Source organism: Stenotrophomonas sp. STEN147 (genome assembly GCF_056757995.1).
Genome location: NZ_JBRRCG010000010.1, coordinates 89,746 through 111,928, shown reverse-complemented (window position 1 = coordinate 111,928; position 22,183 = coordinate 89,746). Strand labels below are relative to the sequence as shown.

General features: G+C 67.9%; 21 protein-coding genes. 12 read left to right on the top strand and 9 right to left on the bottom strand.

From position 1 onward, the window contains the following. The first annotated feature begins 55 nt into the window (after positions 1–55). From ACVOKU_RS11790 to hglS, 7 genes are all read left to right on the top strand, one after another. On the top strand, positions 56–1,606 hold the full coding sequence (locus ACVOKU_RS11790) for a serine hydrolase domain-containing protein (RefSeq protein WP_481560008.1): 1,551 nt from the start codon (positions 56–58) through the stop codon (positions 1,604–1,606). Further along, on the top strand, positions 1,539–2,252 hold the full coding sequence (locus ACVOKU_RS11785; protein ID WP_481560007.1) for a M15 family metallopeptidase: 714 nt from the start codon (positions 1,539–1,541) through the stop codon (positions 2,250–2,252). The genes ACVOKU_RS11790 and ACVOKU_RS11785 overlap by 68 nt, the downstream gene beginning before the upstream one ends. Before the next feature lie 71 nt (positions 2,253–2,323). Next, positions 2,324–2,695 (top strand): hypothetical protein, encoded by a 372-nt coding sequence (locus ACVOKU_RS11780; RefSeq protein WP_481560006.1) that lies wholly within the window; start codon positions 2,324–2,326, stop codon positions 2,693–2,695. Positions 2,696–2,923: 228 nt separating this feature from the next. Then, complete coding sequence (locus tag ACVOKU_RS11775) at positions 2,924–3,331, top strand: EF-hand domain-containing protein (RefSeq protein ID WP_065175425.1); 408 nt, start codon at positions 2,924–2,926, stop codon at positions 3,329–3,331. Positions 3,332–3,426: 95 nt separating this feature from the next. Further along, complete coding sequence (locus ACVOKU_RS11770) at positions 3,427–4,179, top strand: HAD family hydrolase (RefSeq protein WP_481560005.1); 753 nt, start codon at positions 3,427–3,429, stop codon at positions 4,177–4,179. Positions 4,180–4,210: 31 nt separating this feature from the next. Then, entirely contained in the window at positions 4,211–4,699 is a 489-nt protein-coding gene (locus ACVOKU_RS11765; protein WP_053519656.1) for a hypothetical protein, read from the top strand. 100 nt (positions 4,700–4,799) lie between these two features. Then, complete coding sequence (gene hglS / locus ACVOKU_RS11760) at positions 4,800–6,161, top strand: 2-oxoadipate dioxygenase/decarboxylase HglS (RefSeq protein ID WP_481560004.1); 1,362 nt, start codon at positions 4,800–4,802, stop codon at positions 6,159–6,161. A 125-nt stretch (positions 6,162–6,286) separates the two neighbouring features. Here hglS and ACVOKU_RS11755 read toward each other — a convergent pair whose 3' ends face one another. Further along, positions 6,287–7,801, bottom strand: a complete 1,515-nt coding sequence (locus ACVOKU_RS11755; RefSeq protein ID WP_128988074.1) for an acetyl-CoA hydrolase/transferase family protein — start codon at positions 7,799–7,801, stop codon at positions 6,287–6,289. A gap of 318 nt (positions 7,802–8,119) precedes the next feature. Here ACVOKU_RS11755 and glnE point away from each other — a divergent pair, with 318 nt between their 5' ends. Next, on the top strand, positions 8,120–10,915 hold the full coding sequence (gene glnE, locus ACVOKU_RS11750) for a bifunctional [glutamate--ammonia ligase]-adenylyl-L-tyrosine phosphorylase/[glutamate--ammonia-ligase] adenylyltransferase (RefSeq protein WP_481560003.1): 2,796 nt from the start codon (positions 8,120–8,122) through the stop codon (positions 10,913–10,915). Positions 10,916–11,026: 111 nt separating this feature from the next. Here the strand turns inward: glnE and ACVOKU_RS11745 are convergent, their stop codons facing one another. From ACVOKU_RS11745 to ACVOKU_RS11725, 5 genes are all read right to left on the bottom strand, one after another. Further along, positions 11,027–11,593: a queuosine precursor transporter gene (locus ACVOKU_RS11745; protein ID WP_481560002.1), complete on the bottom strand. Its 567-nt coding sequence runs from the start codon at positions 11,591–11,593 to the stop codon at positions 11,027–11,029. Positions 11,594–11,668: 75 nt separating this feature from the next. Next, positions 11,669–12,184 (bottom strand): hypothetical protein, encoded by a 516-nt coding sequence (locus tag ACVOKU_RS11740; RefSeq protein WP_481560001.1) that lies wholly within the window; start codon positions 12,182–12,184, stop codon positions 11,669–11,671. Positions 12,185–12,217: 33 nt separating this feature from the next. Further along, a complete protein-coding gene (locus ACVOKU_RS11735; protein WP_481560000.1) occupies positions 12,218–13,069 on the bottom strand; it encodes a DUF2145 domain-containing protein in 852 nt (283 codons plus the stop codon). 48 nt (positions 13,070–13,117) lie between these two features. Further along, entirely contained in the window at positions 13,118–13,345 is a 228-nt protein-coding gene (locus ACVOKU_RS11730; protein WP_107232142.1) for a hypothetical protein, read from the bottom strand. A gap of 104 nt (positions 13,346–13,449) precedes the next feature. Beyond that, positions 13,450–14,409, bottom strand: coding sequence for a mitochondrial fission ELM1 family protein (locus ACVOKU_RS11725; protein WP_481559999.1), 960 nt, complete (start codon positions 14,407–14,409; stop codon positions 13,450–13,452). Between the two features lie 126 nt (positions 14,410–14,535). Here ACVOKU_RS11725 and ACVOKU_RS11720 point away from each other — a divergent pair, with 126 nt between their 5' ends. Beyond that, complete coding sequence (locus ACVOKU_RS11720) at positions 14,536–15,126, top strand: malonic semialdehyde reductase (RefSeq protein WP_053520115.1); 591 nt, start codon at positions 14,536–14,538, stop codon at positions 15,124–15,126. Positions 15,127–15,211: 85 nt separating this feature from the next. Continuing rightward, positions 15,212–15,922 carry a YceI family protein gene (locus tag ACVOKU_RS11715; protein WP_312555031.1) on the top strand — a complete coding sequence of 237 codons (711 nt, stop codon included), beginning with the start codon at positions 15,212–15,214 and terminating at the stop codon, positions 15,920–15,922. A 103-nt stretch (positions 15,923–16,025) separates the two neighbouring features. Here ACVOKU_RS11715 and ACVOKU_RS11710 read toward each other — a convergent pair whose 3' ends face one another. Continuing rightward, entirely contained in the window at positions 16,026–16,427 is a 402-nt protein-coding gene (locus tag ACVOKU_RS11710) for a hypothetical protein (RefSeq protein WP_065175419.1), read from the bottom strand. A 181-nt stretch (positions 16,428–16,608) separates the two neighbouring features. On the opposite strand from ACVOKU_RS11710, the gene ACVOKU_RS11705 reads away from it, so the two are divergent. Continuing rightward, positions 16,609–17,433, top strand: a complete 825-nt coding sequence (locus ACVOKU_RS11705) for a hypothetical protein (protein ID WP_481559998.1) — start codon at positions 16,609–16,611, stop codon at positions 17,431–17,433. A 16-nt stretch (positions 17,434–17,449) separates the two neighbouring features. On the opposite strand, the gene ACVOKU_RS11700 is transcribed toward ACVOKU_RS11705, so the two are convergent. Together ACVOKU_RS11700 and ACVOKU_RS11695 are read right to left on the bottom strand one after the other, a co-directional pair. Next, positions 17,450–18,247: a siderophore-interacting protein gene (locus ACVOKU_RS11700; protein ID WP_065175417.1), complete on the bottom strand. Its 798-nt coding sequence runs from the start codon at positions 18,245–18,247 to the stop codon at positions 17,450–17,452. 59 nt (positions 18,248–18,306) lie between these two features. Next, positions 18,307–18,864 (bottom strand): PadR family transcriptional regulator, encoded by a 558-nt coding sequence (locus ACVOKU_RS11695; RefSeq protein WP_481559997.1) that lies wholly within the window; start codon positions 18,862–18,864, stop codon positions 18,307–18,309. A 573-nt stretch (positions 18,865–19,437) separates the two neighbouring features. Between ACVOKU_RS11695 and aceE the strand changes: the two genes are divergently transcribed. Next, the gene (gene aceE / locus ACVOKU_RS11690) at positions 19,438–22,125 is read left to right on the top strand and encodes a pyruvate dehydrogenase (acetyl-transferring), homodimeric type (RefSeq protein WP_065175416.1); all 2,688 of its coding nucleotides are present in this window, start codon (positions 19,438–19,440) and stop codon (positions 22,123–22,125) included. Positions 22,126–22,183 lie beyond the last annotated feature (58 nt).

The following is a 22,183-nucleotide window of genomic DNA, read 5'->3' as shown; positions in this document are numbered from 1 at the left end:
CTGTGCCCGCGCCGCTCGAAGGGGCGGCGCGGGCAATGACACAAGGAGCGCGCCTGTGCTTCAGCTGATCGTCCTTGCTGCACTTGCCACCTCGCCTGCTGCGTCGGCGGAGCCCGCGCGCTTCGATGCCGATATCGCCACCGTTGTCGCACGCGAGCACCTGCCTGGGATGGCGGTGGCGGTGGTGGACCAGGGACAGGTGGTGTACCGCCATGCCGAAGGCATGCGGGGTGATGGCGGTCGCATTGATGAGGACACGCTGTTCAAGATCGCCTCCAACAGCAAGGCGATGACCGCCGCGCTGCTGGCACGGCTGGTGCAGCAGGGCCGGCTGCGCTGGGATGACCCCGTGCAGCGGCATCTGCCCGGCTTCCGCATGCACGACGCCTGGGTGGGGCAGCAGATGCAGGTGCGTGATCTGCTGATCCACAACAGCGGCCTGGGGCTGGGCGCCGGTGACCTGATGCTGTGGCCCGAGCCCAATGCCTTCACCCGCGCCGACATCATCGCCGGGCTTGCGCATCTGAAACCCGTTACCAGCTTCCGCAGCGGCTATGCCTACGACAACCTGATGTACGTGGTCGCAGGTGAAGTGGCTGCTGCCGCAGGGGGCAAGCCCTATGACCAGCTGATGCGCGAGCAGGTGTTTGAGCCGCTGGGCATGGCCCGTTGCCAGGTCGGTCGCTGGTCGGTGCGCGATGTCGGCAACGTCGCCCAGCCGCATGCGCGGCGCGACGGCCGCACGACGGTGGTCAACGCCGATGGTGAGATCAGCGCCGATCTGCCATCGATGGCGGCCGGTAGCATCCGCTGCTCGCTGCGCGACATGACGCGCTGGATGCAGGTCCTGCTGGATCCCGACCTGGTGCCGGACTGGCTGGACACGCCACAGCGGCGGGCACTGTGGTCGCTGCACATGCCGATGCCGCTGGGTGACCTGCAGCGGCGCTGGGACAACGCACACGTCCATGGCTATGGCTACGGCTGGCGCCTGTCGGACATCGATGGCCACTGGAAGGTGGCGCATACCGGCACCCTGTCCGGCATGTATTCGTCGCTGGCCCTGCTGCCCGACCGTGGCATCGGCGTGGTGATGCTGATCAATGGCGAGGGCGAGCAGGCACGTACGGCGCTGATGCAGTCGATGCTGAAGGCGTACACCGCGCCGCAGGACCGCAGGCGTGCCGCCGACTACCTCGATGAACTGGAGCGCGCGCAGGCGTCCCAGCGTGCGCAGGGGCATGTGGCGCCTTCGACGGCAGGTGCGCGCGCCGTATCCGGCACGGCCTTGCCGCAGTGGCAGGGCCGCTATGCGGATCCGTGGCTGGGAACCGCCTGGCTGTGCCCAGGCCCCGACGGCCTGCGGTTCCGCGTGGAGAAGTCGCCCCGCCTGCACGCCCGGGTGATGCAGCTGCAGCAGCGTTGGCTGCTGCGTTGGGATACGCTGGGTGAGGACGCGCAGGCGTGGCTGCAGCCCGGCGACGGCCCGGTGCCCTCCCTGCAACTGCGCGCGATCGACCCGGACATCGACTTCAGCTATGACTTCCAGGATCTGCATTTCACTCGCACTGGCGATTGCACTGGCCAGCCCCGCGCGCGCCAGTGAGGCGCCCCGCATATCGTCGGCCACCGATGCGTCGCAGGCCGGGCTGGTGGAGATCCGCACGGTGTCGCCGGGAATCGAGCTGGACATCCGCTATGCCGGCGCCGGCAACTTCACGGGCGCACGCGTGCCTGGCTATGAAGCGCCGGCCTGTTATCTGCTGGCGCCGGTCGCGACCGCACTGGCACGGGTCGAAGCGGATCTGAGCGCGCAGGGCTTCGCTCTGCGCATCTACGACTGCTATCGCCCGGTGCGCGCGGTGCAGGCGTTCGTGGCCTGGGCACATGACCCCGCGGAGCAGTCACGCAAGTCACTGCAGTATCCGGATCTGGAAAAGCCGCAGCTGTTGAGCGAAGGCTACATCGCCGAGCGCTCGGGCCACAGTCGCGGCGCCACCGTGGACGTCGGCCTGCTGGCGTGCCGGCGCGACACGTGCACGCCGCTGGACATGGGCACCGATTTCGATTTCTTCGGTCCGCGGGCGCACACCGCGGCCGAGGGACTCAATGACGCACAGCGGGCCCACCGTGCCCGTCTGCTGCAGGCGATGGCCAGGCATGGCTTCAGCAACTATGCGCAGGAGTGGTGGCACTACACGCTGCAGCCCGAGCCGGACCCGATGACCGCCTACGACGTGCCCGTTCGATAGCAGCACCGGTGGGTCCGCGCCGCCGAGACCCTCCGTCGTACACTGGCCGCCTTTCCCCTTCTGCGCACCCGATGAATCTTCCCCTGCATTTCGGCCTGCTCGGTACCCTGGAAGCTGGCGCCATCGCATTGCTGGTTGGCCTGCTGGTGTACCTGCTCTGGCATCGGCTGTGCCGCCTGCTGCACTGGACGGTAGGCCATGCCATCGGCTGGTCGTGCGTCATCGCCGTGGTGATCTCGGCCGGCATCGATGCATGGAAGCTGTTCTACATGGGAATCGTGCGGCTGGAGTCGCCGCTGTATGCGCGGCTGTTCCTGGCCACCATCCACGATCCCAACGAACTCGGCAGCCGCGTGGTGCTGGAGATCGCCGGTGCACTCGCCGGTGTGGCGCTGGGGTGGGTGTTGTTCAGTTCGCGGTCATCGGCCGAGAACGTCGACTGACGCAGGTTTTTCGTTGCCTGCGGGTTAAATCCAAGGGCGTTGAATGTTCGCCTTATGGGCCGATCACTCCACCCTAACCACCGCGCTAATGCATGCACGCCGGGCAGTGGTTAACCGCGCGTGTGGATGCCGGTCGCGGCGCAAAATCGATTCAGAAACGGCGTGGCAGGGTAGGTGCCGTGCGGGAAACAACAGGCCGCGCAACACCACCCCAAGGAGACATCCCTGATGACCATTCGCAACCGCAAGCCCCTGATCGCCCTGATTGTCGCCGCCGGCAGCGTACTGGCCATTCCGGCCATGGCACAGACCGCGCAGCAGCAGGCCGCACAGGCGCAGAATGATGCTGCGCAGGCCCAGCAGGCCGCCGCGCAGGCAGGCCAGGCCGCGAACCAGGCCACTGACGCAGCGGCGGCCGCATCGGCGCAGGCCAGCGGCGGCGGCCAGACCTGGGCCAGCATTGATACCGACGGCAACGGCACCATCAGCAAGTCCGAGGCACAGGTCAACGCCGGCCTTGCCCAGGTGTTCGACCAGGCCGATGCCAACAAGGACGGCGAGCTGAGCGCCGATGAGTACAAGGCCTATGTGGCCGCCCAGCAGGCCGGTGCCGGCGGCGCCGCACAGGGCCGCTGATCCACCGTTGATTCGGGACAACCGGTGCATGGATACCCGGGCGGCGCCAGCCGCCCGGGTTTTTTTCGCCCTCGCCGCGCCTGTATCCTTGTCCGATGAACACCTCCACGCCTGCGCCCGCGCGCGCCATCGGCCTGGTCGGTTTTGACGGTGATGACACGCTGTGGAAGAGCGAGGACTACTACCGCAAGGCCGAGCAGGACTACCTTGACCTGCTGTCGCGCTACATCGACGTGCACGACACCCAGACCGCCCGTCACCTGCTGGAGGTGCAGCAGCGCAACCTGGGCGTGTTCGGCTACGGCGTGAAAGGCATGGCGCTGTCGATGATCGAGGCGGCCATCGACATCACCGGCCAGCGCATCGACGCGAAGGACATCCAGCGCATCCTCGACATCGGCCACGACACCCTGCGCCATCCGGTCGAGCTGATCGACGGTGTGCGCGAATCGGTGGCGGCCATCGCCGAGCACTATCCGGTGGTGCTGATCACCAAGGGCGACCTGTTCCACCAGGAAGCGAAGATCAACGTTGCCCGGCTGCATGAACTGTTCCCGCGCATCGAGATCGTCTCGGAGAAGGACCCGGCAACCTATGCCCGCGTGCTGGCCGAATTCGACCTGCCGATCGAGCGCTTCGTGATGGTCGGCAATTCGCTGCGCTCGGACATCGAGCCGGTGGTCACGCTCGGGGGCTGGGGCATCCATACGCCCTATGCGGTCACCTGGGCGCACGAGACCCAGCATGGCGTGGCCGACGACGAGCCGCGCATGGTCAGCGCCGATACCGCCTGGGACTGGCCGGCCGCACTGGCCGCGATCGAAGCCAAGGCCAGCGTCGCGGCCTGACAGGGCGCGACGGCTGCGGCAGAATCGGGGCATGAATGCTCGCCTGCTCACGCTGCTGATGCTCCTGCTGCTGGCGCCGGCCACCGTGCTGGCACAGCAGACGGCCGAACGCTCGGCAGCCTATGAGGTGGACACCGGCGACCGCTGGATCGACGCCCAGCTGCGCGACATCAACCACTACGCCGAGCGCTACCCCGATGCCTTCCTCGACGAGGTCTCGCGCTATGCCGATGTGCCGCGTGGCTATGTCAGCGCGCTGTTCAGCACCCACGGCTGGCAGGCGGGTGACCTGTACTTCGCCTGCTTCTGGGCCAAGGCCAGCGGCCAGACCTGCCGCGACAGCGTGCGTGCCTTCAGCCGTGACCCGGCCGGCGGCTGGCAGGCCGTGGTGAAGCGGATGCCCAAGGCACCGGATAACCTGCACTACCGCGCCGTGCGCCACGCCATCGTGGCCAGCTATGAGCATTGGGACCGGCCGATCACCCTGGATGCCACCCTGAAGCGCCAGCTCAACCGGTAGCGCCGGTCCGCTCCATGCTGCTCTGCATATCGCCGCCGGCCCCGCGCTCCGGCGACAATACGGGTCCGAGCTGTTCCCCGTTCCCGTAATCGAGTGACTGATGAGCGCCTCTTTCGTTTCGCCTGATGTGATCCGCCGCCTGTTCGCCCAGGCCATGTCCCGCATGTACCGCACCGAAGTGCCGCTGTACGGCACGCTGGTGGAACTGGTGGAGCGGATCAACGCGCAGGTGCTGGCGCAGGACCCGGCATTGGCTGCGCAGCTGCAGCGCAACGATGAGCGCGGCCGGCTGGACGAGGAGCGGCACGGCGCGATCCGCGTCGGCACCGCGCAGGAGCTGGCCACCCTGCGCCGCCTGTTCGCGGTGATGGGCATGTTTCCGGTCGGCTACTACGACCTGTCGGTGGCCGGGGTGCCGGTGCATTCCACCGCGTTCCGCCCGCTCACCGGTGCGGCGCTGGCGCAGAATCCGTTCCGCGTGTTCACCTCGCTGCTGCGCCTGGAACTGATCGAGGACGAGGCCCTGCGTGCGCAATCGGCGCAGATCCTGGCCCGCCGCCGCATCTTCACCGATGCCGCCCTGGCCCTGATCGACCAGGCCGAGCGCGATGGCGGGCTGTCGCAGGGCGACGCCGAGCGCTTCGTGGCCGAGGCGCTGGAGACCTTCCGCTGGCACGGTGACGCCACCGTCGACCTGCCGACCTACCATGCGCTGCACCAGGCACACCGGCTGGTGGCCGACGTGGTCAGCTTCCGTGGCCCGCACATCAACCACCTGACCCCGCGCACGCTGGACATCGATGCCGCGCAGGCGGCGATGATCGAGCAGGGCATGGCCGCCAAGGCGGTCATCGAAGGTCCGCCGCGCCGCGCCTGTCCGATCCTGCTGCGGCAGACCAGTTTCAAAGCGCTGGAAGAAGCCGTGCATTTCCCCGATGACCAGGGCGGTGATGCCGGCACCCACACCGCGCGGTTCGGCGAGATCGAGCAGCGTGGCCTGGCCCTGACGCCGAAGGGGCGCGCGCTGTACGACCAGCTGCTGGCGCAGGCGCGCAACAGCGAAGGTGCCGGCAGCACCGGTGGCGACTATGGCCAGCGCCTGCAGGCAGCGTTCGCAGCGTTCCCGGACGACCATGACACCCTGCGCCGCGAGGGTCTGGGCTACTTCCGCTACCAGCTGACCGAGGCCGGCCGCGCCGCGCCTGGCGGGATCGGTGACCTGCCGGCGGAAGCCCTGATCGCGGCGGGGCTGGCGGTGGCCGACCCGATCGTCTACGAGGATTTCCTGCCGGTCAGCGCCGCAGGCATCTTCCAGTCGAACCTGGGTGGCGAAGAGCAGCGCGCCTATGCCGCACATGCCAACCGCGAAGCGTTCGAGCAGGCGTTGGGCGTGCCGGTGAACGATGAGTTCGACATCTACGAGCGCCTGCAGGCCGAATCACTGGCGAGCCTGCGCGGTTGATGCGTTGCTCGCCGGGCATGGCCCGGCGCTACCAGGGACAATGCAACGGTAGCGCCGGGCCGCGCCCGGCGAAACGGCGAAGGATGCAACGGTAGCGCCGGGCCATGCCCGGCGAACCCTATGCCTCAACCCTTCATCGTGCCCGTATCGAGCCACCGCTGGTGCCAGGACAACGCTTCCGGCAGCAGGTGCGGGGTGTGCTTGCCATAGCTCTCACGGCTGGCGCGGTCGAAGTAGTCCTGCAGCTGCGGGCGGAAATCCGGGTGCGCGCAGCGGTCGATCAGCACCTGCGCACGCTTGCGCGGGGTCAGGCCGCGCAGATCGGCCAGGCCCTGCTCGGTGACGATCACCGAGACGTCGTGTTCGGTGTGGTCGACGTGGCTGGCCATCGGCACGATCGCCGAGATGGTGCCGTTCTTCGCCGTGGACGGGCTGAGGAACGCCGACAGGAACCCGTTGCGGGCAAAGTCACCAGAGCCGCCGATGCCGTTCATGATCCGGGTGCCCATCACGTGCGTCGAATTGACGTTGCCGTACAGGTCCACCTCGATCATGCCGTTCATGCCGATGCAGCCCAGCCGGCGCACCAGCTCGGGATGGTTGGAGATTTCCTGCGTGCGCATGATGATGCGCTCGCGGTAGAAATCGATGTTCTCCTTGAACGTCTCGTTGGCCTGCGGGCTCAGCGCGAAGCCCGTGCACGAGGCATAGCTCAGCACGCCGTCGCGCAGCAGGTCGAGCATGCCGTCCTGGATCACCTCGGTGAACGCGGCCAGATCACGGAAACCACTCCTGGCCAAGCCTGCCAGCACCGCATTGGGGATATTGCCCACGCCGGACTGCAGCGGCAGCAGGTTCGGCGGCAGCCGGCCGTGCTTCACTTCGTGCTTGAGAAAGTCGATCAGGTGCGCGGCGATCTGCTCGCTGGTCGCATCGATCGGGCTGAACGGGCTGTTGCGGTCCGGGCCGTTGGTGCGGACCACCGCCACGATCTTGTCCGGGTCGCAGCGCAGCGCGGTATCGCCGATGCGGTCGTTGGCGTTGACCAGCGGAATCGGCTTGCGATGCGGCGGCAGTGCGGTGCCGTAGTAGATGTCATGCATGCCATCGACGCCGGCCGGCTGCCACTCGTTGACCTCGACGATCACCTTCTTCGCCAGGTCCAGCCAGGTCTTGTTGTTGCCGACCGAGGTGGACGGCACCAGCGAGCCGTCCTCGCGGATGGCCGAGACTTCCACCACGGCGGTGTCGATCTCGCCGTAGAAGCCGAACCAGACGTGCTGGGCAACGTGGCTGAGGTGGATGTCGATGTAATCCAGCTTGCCTTCATTGATGCGGTTGCGCGCATCCGGGTCGCTCTGGAAGGGCATGCGCATGGCGATGCCATCGGCCTTGGCCAGCGCACCGTCCAGCTCCGGCGCGGTGGAGGCGCCGGTCATCAGCTTGATCTGGAAGGGCTGGCCCTGGGCATGCACCGCTTCGATGCGGCGCGCCAGTTCCACGGGGACGGCCTTGGGATAGCCCGAGCCGGTAAACCCGCTCATGGCCACGGTTTCACCCGGCTGGATCAGCGCGGCTGCGGCCTCGGCGGAGACCACGCGGTCGCGGAGACGCGCGTTGGCGATGCGATCAACAGACATGACGACAGTGTTTCTGGGGGGAGCCTCGATTATCGGCCATCCCCCGGCGTACGGGGGGGCTACCTTCGTGGAATGGCTTTTCGCGGGCGGGGCTATCCATACCCGCCGGTTCTGTTTTGCAGTGCAGCGTGCAAAGTCCTTTCGCAGCCCGCAGGATGGCCCTGCATCCCGACGTGGGGGAGGGAGCAGAGCCCGCTGGCAGTTCGCTGCAAGCGGGCTTTTTTATTGCCTGCTGCCCAGGATGAATGCGCGCGATGGATGGCGGCGCAGCGACTTCCCGCCGTTGGCAAAGGCGCCCGGCGCCGCGAGAATCAACGCATGACCCTCGCCCCCGCCGAACTGCCCGCCGCGTTGCAGCCCCTGGTTGATCGTGCCCTGTCGCGCCTGGCCCAGGTGGTTCCGGAACCGATTCCGGCCGATCTGCGGCCCCTGCTGACCCACCTGGCCATCGCCAGTGACTTCGCCTTGGACACGCTGGTGCGGCAGCCCGGCCTGTTGTCGCAATTGGCCCAGCCGGGGTGCCCGCCGTTGCCGACGCCGGTGCTCGACCCGGTGCAGCCCGGTGAATGGCCGGCGCAGCTGCGGCGTTGGCGTGCGGCGATGTCGACCCGCTTGATCTGGCGCGATCTGGCCGGGTTGGATGACGTGGCGCAGACCCTGGCCGGCGCCACCGCCCTGGCCGAAGACTGCCTGCGGCTGGCGCTGGATGCCCTGCAGCAGGAATTCGCACAGCGCCACGGCGTGATCCGTGATGACGAAGGCCGTGTCGAGCAACTTGTCGTATTTGGCTTGGGCAAGCTCGGCGGTGGCGAACTCAACTTCAGCTCCGACATCGACCTGGTCTACGCCTACCCGCAGGGCGGTGAATCGGACGGACCGCGTCCGCTGGCCGCCGAAGAATACTTCGCGCGGCTCGGCCAGCGCCTGGCCAAGCTGCTGGATGAAACCACCGTCGATGGCTTCAGCCACCGCGTCGACCTGCGCCTGCGCCCGTTCGGCAGTGCCGGCCGCGTTGCGCTGTCGTTCGCTGCGATGGACCAGTACTTCCAGCGGGAGGGCCGCGACTGGGAGCGCTACGCCTGGTTGAAGGCACGTGCCGTGGCCGGTGATATCGCCGCCGGTGAGGCGTGGCTGCAGACGCTGCGCCCGTTCGTCTATCGACGCTATCTGGACTTCACCGCGCTGGACGGACTGCGCGAGATGAAGGCTGCGATCACGGCTGAAGTCGCCCGCCGCGAACTGCATGAAGACATCAAACGCGGTGCCGGTGGCATCCGCGAAATCGAATTCCTGTGCCAGGCACTGCAGCTGATCCGTGGCGGCCGCGAACCGGCCCTGCGTGAACGTCGCCTGCTGGTGGCGCTGCAGGCGCTGGTGGCGGCGGGCCAGATCGCGCCCGAAGACGGCGCATCGCTGGAGCAGGCCTACCTCTTCCTTCGCCGCCTGGAGAACCGGCTGCAGATGCTGCGCGATGCGCAGACGCATGTGCTGCCCAGCGATGCGATCGACCGCGAGCGCATCGCCCTGGGCCTGGGTTACCCCGACTGGGAGGCGCTGCGCGCTGCACTGGCCGTGCAGCAGCAGCGGGTCAGCACCGAGTTCGCTGCATTGCTGGCACCGCGCAAGGGCCAGGCGGCGCCGGATGCGCTGGCCAACTACTGGCGCAGCCTGCCCGGTGGCAGTGACGCGCCGTTGCTGGCCGAAGCCGGTTTTCTCGATGCGAACGGCGCCGATCAGTCGCTGCGCGATTTCGCGCAGAGCACCGGCGTGAAGTCGCTGTCCGACGCCGCGCGCGCGCGGCTGGACCGCGTGCTGCCGGCGCTGCTGCACGCCGCCACGCGCTCGCCGCAACCGGATGCCGCACTGAAGCGCGTGCTCGGCCTGCTGCAGGCGGTGCTGCGCCGGACCAGTTATCTGGCCCTGCTGGACGAACAGCCCAGTGCGCTGGCGCGGCTGGTGGATGTGCTGGCGCGCAGCGCGCTGCTGGCCGAGCGCCTGGCGGCCTATCCGTTGCTGCTGGACGAACTGCTGGACGTGCGCGTGTCCGGCCCGATGCCGGATGCGGCCGGCATGCTGGCCGAATGCCAGCAGGCGCTGACGGTCGAAGACCCGGAAGCCGCGTTGCGCTGGCTCAACGAAACCCGGCTGGCCCTGAGTTTCCGCATGGCGATGGCCACGCTGGACGGCCGCCAGGGCGCGGTCGACAGCACCCGCCAACTGGCCGAGCTGGCGCAGGCGGTGGTGGTCACGGTGCTGGCCATGGCCGAGGCCGACATGCAGGCCGCGCACGGGGGCATTCCCGGCGGGCGCTTTGCGATCATCGGCTATGGCAGCCTGGGGGGCCTCGAACTCGGCTTCGGTTCCGATCTGGACCTGGTGTTCCTGCACGACCATCCGGTGGGCGTGGAGACCAGCGATGGCGCGCGCGCGCTGGAGCCGGGACGCTGGTACGCGCGGCTGGCACAGAAGGTGATGGCCCTGCTCGGCGCGGTCACCGCCGCCGGTCGCCTGTACGACATCGACGTGCGCCTGCGGCCGGACGGCGGCAAAGGCTCGCTGGTCTCGTCGCTGGCCAGTTACACCGAATACCAGCGCGAACGCGCGTGGACCTGGGAGCATCAGGCGCTGGTGCGTGCGCGCGGCGTGGCCGGGGATGCCAGCCTGCTGGCCGACTTCGAGCAGGTGCGTGCGCAGACCCTGGGCCGTGCACGCGACCCCGCCACCCTCTATGCCGATGTGCTGAAGATGCGAGGGCGCATGCGCACCGAACTGGACCGCAGCGATGCCGCGCGCATCGACCTGAAGCAGGGCGCCGGTGGCGTGGTGGACCTGGAGTTCCTGCTGCAGACCGGTGTGCTCGAGCGCAGTGCACAGGTACCGGCGCTGCTGTCACCCCGCGATACGCCGTCATTGATCGATGCACTGGCCGCAGCGGAATTCCTGCCGGTTGCCACCGCGCAGGCACTGCACGCTGCGCATGCCACTCTGCTGGATGTGGGCCTGGCCTGCACGCTGGACCGTCGCCCGCGGCTGGCACCGACCACACCGGCCATCGAAGCGGCCTGCGCAGCAATCAGTGCGGCCTGCCGGGCGGCCGGCCTGCCGTTCGGCTGATCGGCAGCGAGGCCGCCGGGCATGGCCCGGCGCTACCGTTGCGTTTGTTTGGATAACGCCGGCACGGCGCTGCGCGTTTGTTCGGGTAGCGCCGGGCCATGCCCGGCGGAATCACCGCGCGCTTTCCGCGCGCAGCGGCGCCATCTTCCACAGCAGCGCGCGGAACGGCGCCAGCAGGCACACGCCGATGGCCAGCTTCACGGCCAGATCGCCCGCCGCCCAGCTCACCCACGGCAGGCTGGAACCGGCAAAGGCGATCGACCAGAAGATCGTGGTGTCCACCGTCGCGCTGCAGGTGGTGGCTACCATCGGCGCACGCCACCAGCTGCCCCGGCGCAGGCGGTCGAACACGGTGATGTCCAGCAGCTGCGCCACGATGAAGGCCGAGCACGATGCGATGGCGATGCGCGGCGTCGCCACCCAGACCGACAACAGCACCGCCACCGCGAAACCGATCCAGGCCACGCGCCGGGCGGGTCCCGGGCCGAAGCGACGGTTGATCAGATTGCTCACCAGGAACGCGACGGGATAGCTGAACGCACCCCAGGTCAGCCAGTCGTTGATCGGGTACTGCACCAGCACGTTCGACAGCAGCACCACCGCGCCCATCGCCAGCACGGCCAGCATCAGGGCGCGCGGGGTCAGCGGGGCAAAAACGGGGGCGGGACGCACGGACATGGCGAGCCAGGAGGACAAGGGGAATCGCCCATTATCCGCCCGGCCTGCGGCAAAGCCAAAACCGGTCGTTCAGCTTTACAGCGCTTCGCTCATCATATCGCCGGCGGCGTAGGCGGTGGGTACGTAGGCCAGCGTCTGGCCCTGGGTACCCTTCACGTTCCAGCCGGCACCGGCCGGGGTCGGCTCGAAACGCACCAGCTGGCCGACCACGAAGGCCGCCGTCGGGTCCTGGTCCTTCGGCGTGACCGGCCAGTGCAGGGTGGCAGTCTGGTCGGCCTTGTCGGGTACCTGCAGCTGCACCTGGCGCTCGCCTTGCGGCGTGGTCTCCACCTTCTTCACCTCCATCGGCGGCAGCGGCACCGCCTTGGTGCGGGTGGCCTTGCCGTGGCGCTCGCTGGCCTCGAACGGGGCCTTGGACAGCTCGGATAGGCCCATCGAGGCCGCCAGCGGCAACGACAGCACCACGAACGAAGTGACGATCACGCTGGCCTGGCTGCTGTTCAACTGCGGCGCGGCGCCGGCATGGACGGTGGGCACCAGCAGTGCGGACAGCAGCAGGGCGGACGCGGGAACACGCAGGCAACGGAACATGCAGACCTCCAGGGAGCGAGGGGAAAGAGGGATTCAGGGCGCGGCGGCAGCAGCACCGGCCACCGGCACATGAGGGATCACCAGTTCCTGCTGCAGCTGGCTGCGCTGGTGCAGGAAGTCGAACACCGATTCCACCGTCACCACCGAGTAGTTGCCGGAGATGCGCTCGCCGGCGGGGTGGTCGGTGGTGGTGGCGTTGGCCACGAACAGGCGCGCACCCACGCGCTTGCCCAGGCCGATGTGCAGCACGCTGGGCTGGTACTTGTGCTGGCGCAGCCACTGCTGGGCCTGTTCGCGCTTGACGATGGCCGGCGCGCCTTCGGCCTGCGCCATCGCCGCGGCCAGCACTTCCAGCACCCACTGGTTGGAGTTCTGGTAGTCGGTGGCGAACGGATAGGCCACCACGTTGTACTGGGTTTCGTGCAGCGCCTTGGGCTGGATCGACGGCGCGGCCAGCATCGCCTTCAGTGCCGCACGCAACGCCGGCGCAGGGATGCCGATGCGCACATCGGTATGCCCCGCGCTTTCACCGACAAAGTTGCCCAGGCCCTCGTGGTACAGCTGCGAGCTGTCGGTCTTGCAGCGGTTGAGCAGGTGCATCGCGCGCCAGCGGCCGTCGTCCTCGCGCAGCAGGAAGGCCAGGTGGCTGTGGCGCAGGCCGTAGCGGCTCAGGTCCTGGCCACCGCGCGCGGCCACCACTACGTCCACGTCGGGTAGCGCGTCCACGCGTTCGGCGGTGGCCCAGGCAACGTCCAGCATCGCTGCCTGCGACGCCACGCTGGGGTAGCGCTCGCGGCACTCGGTGCTGTTGGCCCAGGCGGGTGTGGTCGCCAGCAGGGTGGCGAACAGCAGCACGGCGCGGGGCAGGCGAGAGAAACGATCCATGTCGGTACCTTCAACGGCTGTCAGGGCCGCGCGCTGATCATACGCCGGTCAGCGCAGCGGGCGGTCCACACCCTTGCGCTTGAGCTCGCGGTCGCAGGCCTCGCTGATCGGTGCCACCGGCAGTGGCGGGCGCTCGTCGCGTGGATTGCGCAGCGCCGGCTGTTCGCGGTACGCATCCAGCTGCTGCTGGCACTGGTAGGAAATCGGGTCCAGCTCGGTGGGCGCGGTGGAGCACGCGGCGAGCAGGGCCAGCGGCAGCAGAAGCAGGGTACGCATGGGGACATCCGGTCCGACGGGGGAAGCTGGACTCTAACTGCGCTGCCCGATCGAGATGTTCAGAAATCGCTGGGCGATCAGATGCTGCCGGCCAGCGACCGGCACTACTGTAGTGCCAAGCGCTGCTTTACCTCGGCGGCGATGCGCGCGGTTTCGCGCAGTGGTTCGATGCGGTCGTACTGCCAGTCCAGCCAGCGTTTCTGCAATCGCCCGCGCTCGTGCAGCTGCTGCTGGAAGCGGGCGAGGCGTCCCTGCGCGGTCTGCGCCAGCGCCACCATCACCGGCATGCGCGTGGCGCAGGCTTCAGAGAGCAGGTTCACCGAATCGGGCGATACCACCACCCGGTTGGCCCAGCCGAGCAGGCCGCCATACGGATTCACCCCGTCGCCGCCGTCGCCCCAGATCACGTGCGGCAGGTCGGCGAAGGTCGCGCGCAGGATCTCGGCCAGTGCCGGCGGGGTGCGTCGCGAGGTGGTGGCCAGCAGGCTGCCGCCTTCGCTGCGGATCTGCGCGGCCAGCGCCCGGAACACACCGACCATCGCCGTTTCGTCCCACGGCGCCAGCGGCGTCGGGCCGCCTACCAGCAGTGCAGTGCGCGGACCGGGCAGGGTGCTGAAGCCGGCGAACGCGGCCCGTCCCCAGGCCAGCCAGTCGTCATCGACCGGGTTGAGGCTGCCGATCAAGGTCAGCACATTGCTGCCGCGCAGGCGGTCATGCTCGGGTACCACCACCATGTCCCAGTGGCGGGCGCCGATGCGCGGGTCGAGGATCTGCACCACCTGCGTGCCGCGGGCGCGCAGCACGCGCAGCGCACCGGCGGCCTGGCGGCCACAGCCGATCGCCAGCGCAGGGGGCTCGGCAGCCAGTGCCGCGAACGCATCGCCGTAGCCGTTGGCATCGCCGGGCAGGCGCCGCGGGGTGACCCAGCGCCAGGGCGCCCGAGGCTGTAGTACCACGGGTCGATAGGTGCCTTGGCGCAGCGCCGAGGCCAGCGCGACCGCCTGGCGGACATTGCCTGCACGGCCATCGGTGACCGTCCACGGTGCGCTCGATCGTTTCACCATTGGCATTAATTCGTTTCAGCCCTGCTGGGTGTTGCAACAGTCGCGACACTCTACACTGCGGCTGGTCGTTTCGCCCCGCGTTGCCCGCGGGCACTGACTCCCCTTCGCCGCCCTGGAGATGCACCGATGTCCCACGCGCTTGACGCCGCCGCACTGGATCAGCTGTTCCGCACCGCCCGCACCCAGAATGCCTTCCTCGACACCCCGGTCGACGACAGCCTGCTGCAGGAACTGTACGAGCTGGTGAAGTGGGGCCCGACCGCGGCCAACGCCAGCCCGGCGCGCTTCGTGTTCGTGAAGTCGGCTGAAGCCAAGGCCAAGCTGGCCCCCGCGCTGTCCGAAGGCAACCACGACAAGACCATGGCCGCACCGGTCACCGTCATCATCGGTTTCGACCTGGATTTCCACGAGAAGCTGCCGTACCTGTTCCCGCACGCCGACGCCAAGTCCTGGTTCGACGGCCCGCAGGAAGGCCGCCACGAGGCCGCCATCCGCAACGGCAGCCTGCAGGGCGCCTACCTGATCCTGGCCGCGCGCGCGCTGGGCCTGGATGCCGGCCCGATGTCCGGCTTCGACCCGGCCAAGGTTGATGAAGCCTTCTTCGCCGGCACCAGCATCAAGTCGAATTTCCTGGTCAACCTGGGGTACGGTGACCCGGCGGGCCTGTTCCCGCGCCTGCCGCGTCTGTCGTTCGACGAAGCGGCGCGCATCGCGTAAGTCGCTGTATCGGTTTCGGGCCCGCTGGTTGCGGCGGGCCATTGCTGCACCCTGTACCCACCCTACGATCCGGAGAGTTCCTCAGATGAGCGCCACCCGTAAACTGCTGCTGCCGCTGGCCCTGACCCTGGCCATCGCCGCCTGCTCCAAGCCGGCCGATACCGCTGCCCCGGCCGCTGATGCCGCCGCTCCGGCCGCCACCGAACAGCCGGCCGCCACCCCGGCTGCCGATGCTGCCGCTGCCGCGCCGGCCGCCGAAGCGATCCAGATCGCCTCGGGCACCTACAAGCTCGACCCGACCCACACCGATGTGCTGGCACAGTGGAGCCACTTCGGCTTCTCCAACCCGAGCGCGCACTTCGGCAACGCCGAAGGCACCCTGGTGTACGACGCCGCCGACGTGACCAAGTCCACCGTGGAAGTGAAGCTGCCGCTGAGCGGCCTCAACAGCTTCACCGCCAAGTTCGACGAGCACCTGAAGAGCGCAGACTTCTTCGACGCTGCCAAGTTCCCGGCGGCCACCTTCAAGAGCACCAAGGTGGAATCGGCCGGCACCAACAAGCTGACCGTCACTGGCGACCTGACCATCAAGGACATCACCAAGCCGGTGACCCTGGACGTCACCATCAACGGCGGTGGCGAGCACCCGATGGCCAAGGTTCCGGCCGCCGGCTTCGATGCCACCACCACCCTCAAGCGCAGCGATTTCGGCGTGGGCGCCTACGCCCCGAACGTCAGCGATGAAGTGAAGATCCGCATCACCACCGAAGCCACCGGCGAGAAGCCGGCCGCTTGATGCACCCCGCTCACTCGTCGTGAGAAGGCAGAAGGCCCGCTGCGAAGCGGGCCTTCTTTTTTGAGCGCGGGCAACGCGCGTTGGTCGCTACCGGTACGTGCCCTCAGCGCAGCGCGCCCAGCCACGCTGCACACGCCTCGCTCGGGCTCTGCTTGGCCTTCACCGTCATGCCACTCACCCGCACGAACGTCTGCGCGGCCTGCGCCACCACCTGACGTGCGATCAACGCGGCCTGCCTGGTCGCCGCCTGCTGCTTGCGCAGCTGCACGATATGCACCGACGGCCGGCCCACCGGCGCGTACTTCTGGTCGCGGCGCAGCACATCGGCCACCTGCGCCACTTCGTACTCGGCCTGCAGGAACCGGTGTTCGGCGTCCAACAGATCCCGCAGCGGTGCACGCAGGGCGGCCGGATCAGCGAAGGCCGCCAGCGCGCCATCACAGGCGGCGTCGTCGTTGAAGCGGGAGCGCAGCGCATCGACGCCGGCCAAGGTCAGTTTGCCCACAGGGGCCTCGTTGCAACTGGAAAGGAGCGCGATTGTCGCATCTGCCCGGGTCGATCCGCTGCCGGCGTCATCCGCCGCTCCGTGAGACAAGGGGCCTGACCCCGTGGCATGGGCCGAAGAGCCACCGAGGGTGAACCCGGTCCTACAATCGCCTGCTGTTTCATCCACGGAAGGTAAGGCCATGCAGGACGTGCAGTACTGGTTGAACGAATTCTGGGCCGGGTTGAGCGTGCTCGATCTGGCAGTGGGCAGCGTGCTGGGCGCGCTGCTGGGCCTCATGGTGGGCCTGGCCGGCTGGTATGCGCTGCGCCGCCGCGGCTGGTTGCAGCGGCGCAGGCGCTGGCATCACTGGCTGCTGGCCAGTTACGCGCTGCTGCTGCCGCTGGGCACCGCCTTCTTCGGCCTGCAGCTGGGTTTCACCGCGGGCGCGCACCGCGCGCTGCTGCAGCAGATGGACCATTTCCAGCCGCATCTGCAGACGCTCGTGGCCCAGTGGAGCCACGGGTTCACCGACTCGCTTGACGCCCCGCGCATGCGCGATGCGCTGCACAGCGAAGGCACGGTGGGCGATGTGGCCGAAGCGGTCGCCTCGGCCTACCTCAGCGAACACCCGCTGCCGGTACTGGATCGCCTGGGTGACGGCGTACTGGCACGCGCCAGTGGCTGGGTGATCGGCAAGGTGCGCGAAGGCGTGCTGCGCGGGCTGGTGGAAGACACCCTGGTGGACAAGGCCGGTGTACTGGGCGTGGAGCCGACGGTGGTGCGCGAAGCGCTGACGATGCGCGTGGACGAACTGCTGCACACCCGCGGCGTGTTGCGGCTGGTGAAAGCGCAGATCAACGGCATGATGCCGGGCGTGTATTTCGGCCTGCTGCTGCCGTGGCTGGTCGTTGTGCTGCTGATGGCGCTGGAAATCTGGGCGGCGCACCGGTTCGGATGGCGACAGCAACGCATTCCGGTGGCTGCCTGCTGCAGAGCCGGGCCATGCCCGGCTCACGCAGACTGAGGCAAACGCGGCGCGCTCAGTCGCCGTCGGTATCGTCCGGGTGCGCCTTCCAGTAGCCGGTCGAACGGATCCAGTCGCGCGGCACGCCCAGATGGCCTTCGATGAACTTGCGCATCATCCGTGCGCGACGCGATTCGGTGGCGATCCAGTAGAACGTGTCGCCCTCCGGTGCCTCGAAGTCGGTCAGCATGTCTTCCAGCAGCGTGCTGCTGGCCGCCGGGAAGCCATTGCGCTCCAACCAGTGAATCTGCACGTTCTCGTACTGCGGCAGGTCCTGGCGCTCGGCTTCATCGCTCACCTCGATGAAGGCCTGCACCTCGGCGCCCTCCGGCAGCACATCCAGCCAGCGGGCAATGGCCGGCAGCGCGGTCTCATCGCCAATCAGCACGTAGGCGTCGTAGCTGTCGGCCACCACGAATGAGCCGCGCGGGCCGCCGATCACCAGCCTGTCGCCCGGCTGCGCCCGTTCGGCCCATGGCCCGGCAATGCCCTGGTCGTGCAGCACGAAGTCGATGGCCAGTTCGCCGGCGTCGTGGTCCCACCAGCGTGGGGTGTAGTCGCGTGCCGGCGATGGCTGCTTGCCGTCCGGGTAGCTGCGGCCTTCGGCAGTCAGCACCGGCAGCACCATTTCGCCGCTGGCGTTGGGGAAGAACAGCTTGATGTGGTCGTCGGCGCCGGGCGAATCGAAGCCGGCCAGATCATCGCCGCCCAGCACGACGCGGCGCATGTGCGGGGTGACCACCTCGGTGCGCAGCACCGTCAGTTCGCGGAATCTCACATCCAGGCGCAGGCGCGCGTTGTGATGCTCAGTCATGGGAATACCTGTAAAGGTGTCGCGCAGGGGGCGCGGCGTAGGGGGAGACCTGGCTGGAGTCAGTCTGGCTGGGTCGTTGAAGAGGTGGGCTCGCTACCGGTGGTGCCGTTGATCAGTGCCGATGCCTGCGACAGCAGCGCCGCCACCTGCTCGGCCTCGCCTTCGGCCCAGCGGCCGTGGTGATGCACCAGCGCCCGCTTGAAGTCACGCAGGGCGCTGGCCAGCGGCGGCGGCAGCGATGCCTTGGTGATCTCGCGGGCGCGGTCGAAGGCCCGTCGCTGGGCCAGGCGCACCTGGGTGCGCTGCACCTTCAGCTCGAACTCGCCGGCGGCGGTGATGCGGAACACCCGACGGCCATCCACTTCCTCCGATGCCACCCAGCCGGCCTGCTCGAAGCTCGCCAGCAGCGGGTACATGGTGCCGGCGCTGGGCGTGTAGGCCTGCAGGAACTGGTTGCTGATCAGCTGCATCAGCTCGTAGCCGTGGCGCGGCTGCTCGCCGATCAGGGCCAGCACCAGCAGACGCAGGTCGCCCCGGCTCAGCACGCGTGGCTGGCCATGGCGGCGGGGCACGGCCGATTCACCGGAACGGGTTCTGGGGGAAGGGGAACGGCTCATTTCGATATATCGGTAACGAGTATCGAAACGATATATCGATAGGGCAGGCGCCGGCAAGCGTCGATCCGGCCACAACCGTGCCGCGTTTGGGCCACGTACACAGAAAGGGCGCCCTTGCGGTGCGCCCCGGGGACCACTGTGGAAGGGAGCGAGGCAGCCAGACGACGGGCCGTTGCGGCAGTGCCAACACTCGCCGCCACCTTGCGCGGCAGGCGCAGCCCGGTCCAGAGCCGGGCGCGACACCGCATCAGTCATTCAGCTGCGGTGCCCCCGGCGTAGGCCCACACGCGGTCGGCCGTGCCCTACAACGGTCATCGCCCTGGGTAACACTTCGTTCTGCACATGCGCCAGGCGGGCAATCGCGACGTGCCCGAAGCGGTCCGAGGCCCGCCGCAGCGGCCTGCAGCACGCCTGCTGGCCCGCCGAAGACAGGCGGGACATGCCTTGCGGACACTGGCTGCATGCGTCCATACGCCAGCGTAGCCAAGTGACGAAAGCCCTTGGTGCGCTACACTTTGCGGTCTAGATATCTATACAACAGTCGCGCGCGTGCGTGCGGTTATGGGAGCGCTAATGAACTGGTTGAACGAGGTGCTGAACAACGACCCGAATCCTGTGGAAACCCAGGAGTGGATCGAGTCGTTGAAGGCCGTTATTGATGTCGAGGGCTCCGAGCGCGCGCATCAGCTGCTGGAAGGCATGGTGGAGCTGACCCGTCGTTCGGGCGCCTACCTGCCGTTCTCTCCCACCACCGAATACGTCAATACCATCGAGCCGCAGTTCGAGGCCAAGAGCCCGGGCAATGCCGAGCTGGAATGGCGCATCCGTTCGATCATCCGCTGGAACGCGATGGCCACCGTGGTCCGCGCCAACCGCAAGCCGGGCGACCTGGGCGGCCACATCGCCTCGTTCGCCTCCGGCGCCACCCTGTACGACGTGGGCTTCAACCACTTCTGGCGCGCCCCGAGCGACAACCACCCCGGCGACCTGCTGTTCATCCAGGGCCACAGCGCCCCGGGCATCTACGCCCGCGCCTTCCTGGAAGGCCGCATCAGCGAAGAGCAGCTGGACAAGTTCCGCATGGAAGTGGACGGCGGTGGCCTGTCCTCCTACCCGCACCCGTGGCTGATGCCGGACTTCTGGCAGACCCCCACCGTGTCGATGGGCCTGGGCCCGCTGGCCGCCATCTACCAGGCGCAGTTCATGCGTTACCTGGAAAACCGTGGCCTGATCGAGAAGTCCGACCGCAAGGTGTGGTGCTTCATCGGCGACGGCGAGTCCGACGAGCCGGAAACCCTGGGTGCCATCGCCCTGGCCGGCCGTGAAGGCCTGGACAACCTGATCTTCGTGGTGAACTGCAACCTGCAGCGCCTGGACGGCCCGGTGCGTGGCAACGGCAAGATCATTCAGGAACTGGAAGGCGTGTTCCGCGGCGGCGGCTGGAACGTCATCAAGCTGCTGTGGGGCGGTTACTGGGATGCCCTGCTGGCCAAGGACACCAACGGCGTCCTGAAGAAGCTGATGATGGAAACCGTCGACGGCGAATACCAGAACTGCAAGGCCTTCGGCGGCGCGTATACCCGCGAGCATTTCTTCGGCAAGTACCCGGAGACCGCCGCGATGGTCGCCGGCCTGTCCGACGACGACATCTGGCGCCTCAACCGCGGTGGCCACGACCCGCACAAGGTGTACGCCGCCTACCACCAGGCCGTGAACACCAAGGGCATGCCGACCGTCATCCTGGCCAAGACCGTGAAGGGGTACGGCATGGGCAGCGCCGGTGAAGCGCTGAACCCGACCCACCAGACCAAGAAGCTGGACGACGAAGCCGTCAAGCACTTCCGCGACCGCTTCAACATTCCGGTGACCGACGAGCAGCTCAAGGACGGCCAGGTGCCGTTCTACAACCCGGGCCCGGACTCGCCGGAAGTGCAGTACCTGCAGGAGCGCCGTGCCGCCCTGGGCGGTTACCTGCCGCAGCGCCGCCGCAAGGCCGACAAGAGCTTCAATGCACCGAAGCTGGAAACCTACGAGCGCCTGCTGAAGAGCAGCGGCGAACGCACCTACTCCACCACCATGGCGTTCGTGCAGAGCCTGAACATCACCCTGCGCGACAAGGAGCTGGGCCCGCACATCGTGCCGATCGTGGCCGACGAAGCCCGCACCTTCGGCATGGAAGGCCTGTTCCGCCAGATCGGCATCTACGCGCCGTTCGGCCAGAAGTACAAGCCGGTGGACGCCGACCAGCTGATGTTCTACCGCGAAGACCAGAGCGGCCAGGTGCTGCAGCAGGGCATCAGCGAGCCGGGCGCGATCAGCTCGTGGATGGCCGCCGGTACCAGCTACTCGGTCAGCAACGTGCCGATGCTGCCGTTCTACATCTACTACTCGATGTTCGGCTTCCAGCGCGTGGGCGACATCGCCTGGCAGGCCGCCGACATGCGCACCCGCGGCTTCCTGCTGGGTGGCACCGCCGGCCGCACCACGCTGAACGGTGAAGGCCTGCAGCACGAAGATGGCTTCAGCCATCTGGTGGCCGGTGGCATCCCGAATGTGCGCAGCTACGACCCGACCTTCGGCTACGAAGTGACGGTGATCCTGCAGCACGGCACCAAGGCGATGATGGAAGACCAGGTAGACGAGTACTACTACCTGACCCTGATGAACGAGAACTACGCCCACCCGGACATGCCGGAAGGCGCCGCCGAGGGCATCGTCAAGGGCATGTACCTGCTGACCGACGCCGGCAAGCCGAAGAAGGGCGAACTGCGCGTGCAGCTGCTGGGTTCGGGCACCATCCTGCGCGAAGCCATCGCCGCCGCCGAGCTGCTGGACAAGGACTTCGGCGTGACCGCCGATATCTGGAGCTGCCCGAGCTTCAACGAACTGCGCCGCGACGGCTTCGATGTGGAGCGCCACAACCGCCTGCATCCGGAAGGCGAGCAGCGCAAGGCCTACGTGACCGAGCTGCTGGAAGGCCGCCAGGGCCCGGCGATTGCCGCTACCGACTACGTGCGTGCGTATGCGGACCAGATCCGCGCGTTCGTGCCGATGTCGTACACGGTGCTGGGTACGGATGGTTTCGGCCGTTCGGATACCCGTGCGAACCTGCGTCGCTTCTTCGAGGTTGACCGGTACTACATCGCGCATGCCGCGATTGCGGCGCTGGCGAAGGAAGGGAAGATGACCGCGAAGGACGTGGCCCGGGCGATCAAGCAGTACAAGATTGATCCGGAGAAGGCTAATCCTGTTGGGGTTTGATTTCGTCAGTTGATTGACGTGAGAAGGGGCGGCCATCGGTCGCCCTTTTTTATGTTCA

Excerpts from the sequence above, each read along its gene's own strand:
- ACVOKU_RS11785 (WP_481560007.1), top strand. The coding sequence starts at position 1,539 with ATGACTTCCAGGATCTGCATTTCACTCGCACTGGCGATTGCACTGGCC.
- ACVOKU_RS11765 (WP_053519656.1), top strand. The coding sequence starts at position 4,211 with ATGAATGCTCGCCTGCTCACGCTGCTGATGCTCCTGCTGCTGGCGCCG.
- ACVOKU_RS11770 (WP_481560005.1), top strand. The coding sequence starts at position 3,427 with ATGAACACCTCCACGCCTGCGCCCGCGCGCGCCATCGGCCTGGTCGGT.
- ACVOKU_RS11745 (WP_481560002.1), bottom strand. The coding sequence starts at position 11,593 with ATGTCCGTGCGTCCCGCCCCCGTTTTTGCCCCGCTGACCCCGCGCGCC.
- ACVOKU_RS11720 (WP_053520115.1), top strand. The coding sequence starts at position 14,536 with ATGTCCCACGCGCTTGACGCCGCCGCACTGGATCAGCTGTTCCGCACC.
- ACVOKU_RS11715 (WP_312555031.1), top strand. The coding sequence starts at position 15,212 with ATGAGCGCCACCCGTAAACTGCTGCTGCCGCTGGCCCTGACCCTGGCC.
- ACVOKU_RS11705 (WP_481559998.1), top strand. The coding sequence starts at position 16,609 with ATGCAGGACGTGCAGTACTGGTTGAACGAATTCTGGGCCGGGTTGAGC.
- ACVOKU_RS11775 (WP_065175425.1), top strand. The coding sequence starts at position 2,924 with ATGACCATTCGCAACCGCAAGCCCCTGATCGCCCTGATTGTCGCCGCC.
- ACVOKU_RS11700 (WP_065175417.1), bottom strand. The coding sequence starts at position 18,247 with ATGACTGAGCATCACAACGCGCGCCTGCGCCTGGATGTGAGATTCCGC.
- ACVOKU_RS11780 (WP_481560006.1), top strand. The coding sequence starts at position 2,324 with ATGAATCTTCCCCTGCATTTCGGCCTGCTCGGTACCCTGGAAGCTGGC.
- aceE (WP_065175416.1), top strand. The coding sequence starts at position 19,438 with ATGAACTGGTTGAACGAGGTGCTGAACAACGACCCGAATCCTGTGGAA.
- ACVOKU_RS11740 (WP_481560001.1), bottom strand. The coding sequence starts at position 12,184 with ATGTTCCGTTGCCTGCGTGTTCCCGCGTCCGCCCTGCTGCTGTCCGCA.
- ACVOKU_RS11755 (WP_128988074.1), bottom strand. The coding sequence starts at position 7,801 with ATGTCTGTTGATCGCATCGCCAACGCGCGTCTCCGCGACCGCGTGGTC.
- glnE (WP_481560003.1), top strand. The coding sequence starts at position 8,120 with ATGACCCTCGCCCCCGCCGAACTGCCCGCCGCGTTGCAGCCCCTGGTT.
- hglS (WP_481560004.1), top strand. The coding sequence starts at position 4,800 with ATGAGCGCCTCTTTCGTTTCGCCTGATGTGATCCGCCGCCTGTTCGCC.
- ACVOKU_RS11695 (WP_481559997.1), bottom strand. The coding sequence starts at position 18,864 with ATGAGCCGTTCCCCTTCCCCCAGAACCCGTTCCGGTGAATCGGCCGTG.
- ACVOKU_RS11730 (WP_107232142.1), bottom strand. The coding sequence starts at position 13,345 with ATGCGTACCCTGCTTCTGCTGCCGCTGGCCCTGCTCGCCGCGTGCTCC.
- ACVOKU_RS11725 (WP_481559999.1), bottom strand. The coding sequence starts at position 14,409 with ATGGTGAAACGATCGAGCGCACCGTGGACGGTCACCGATGGCCGTGCA.
- ACVOKU_RS11735 (WP_481560000.1), bottom strand. The coding sequence starts at position 13,069 with ATGGATCGTTTCTCTCGCCTGCCCCGCGCCGTGCTGCTGTTCGCCACC.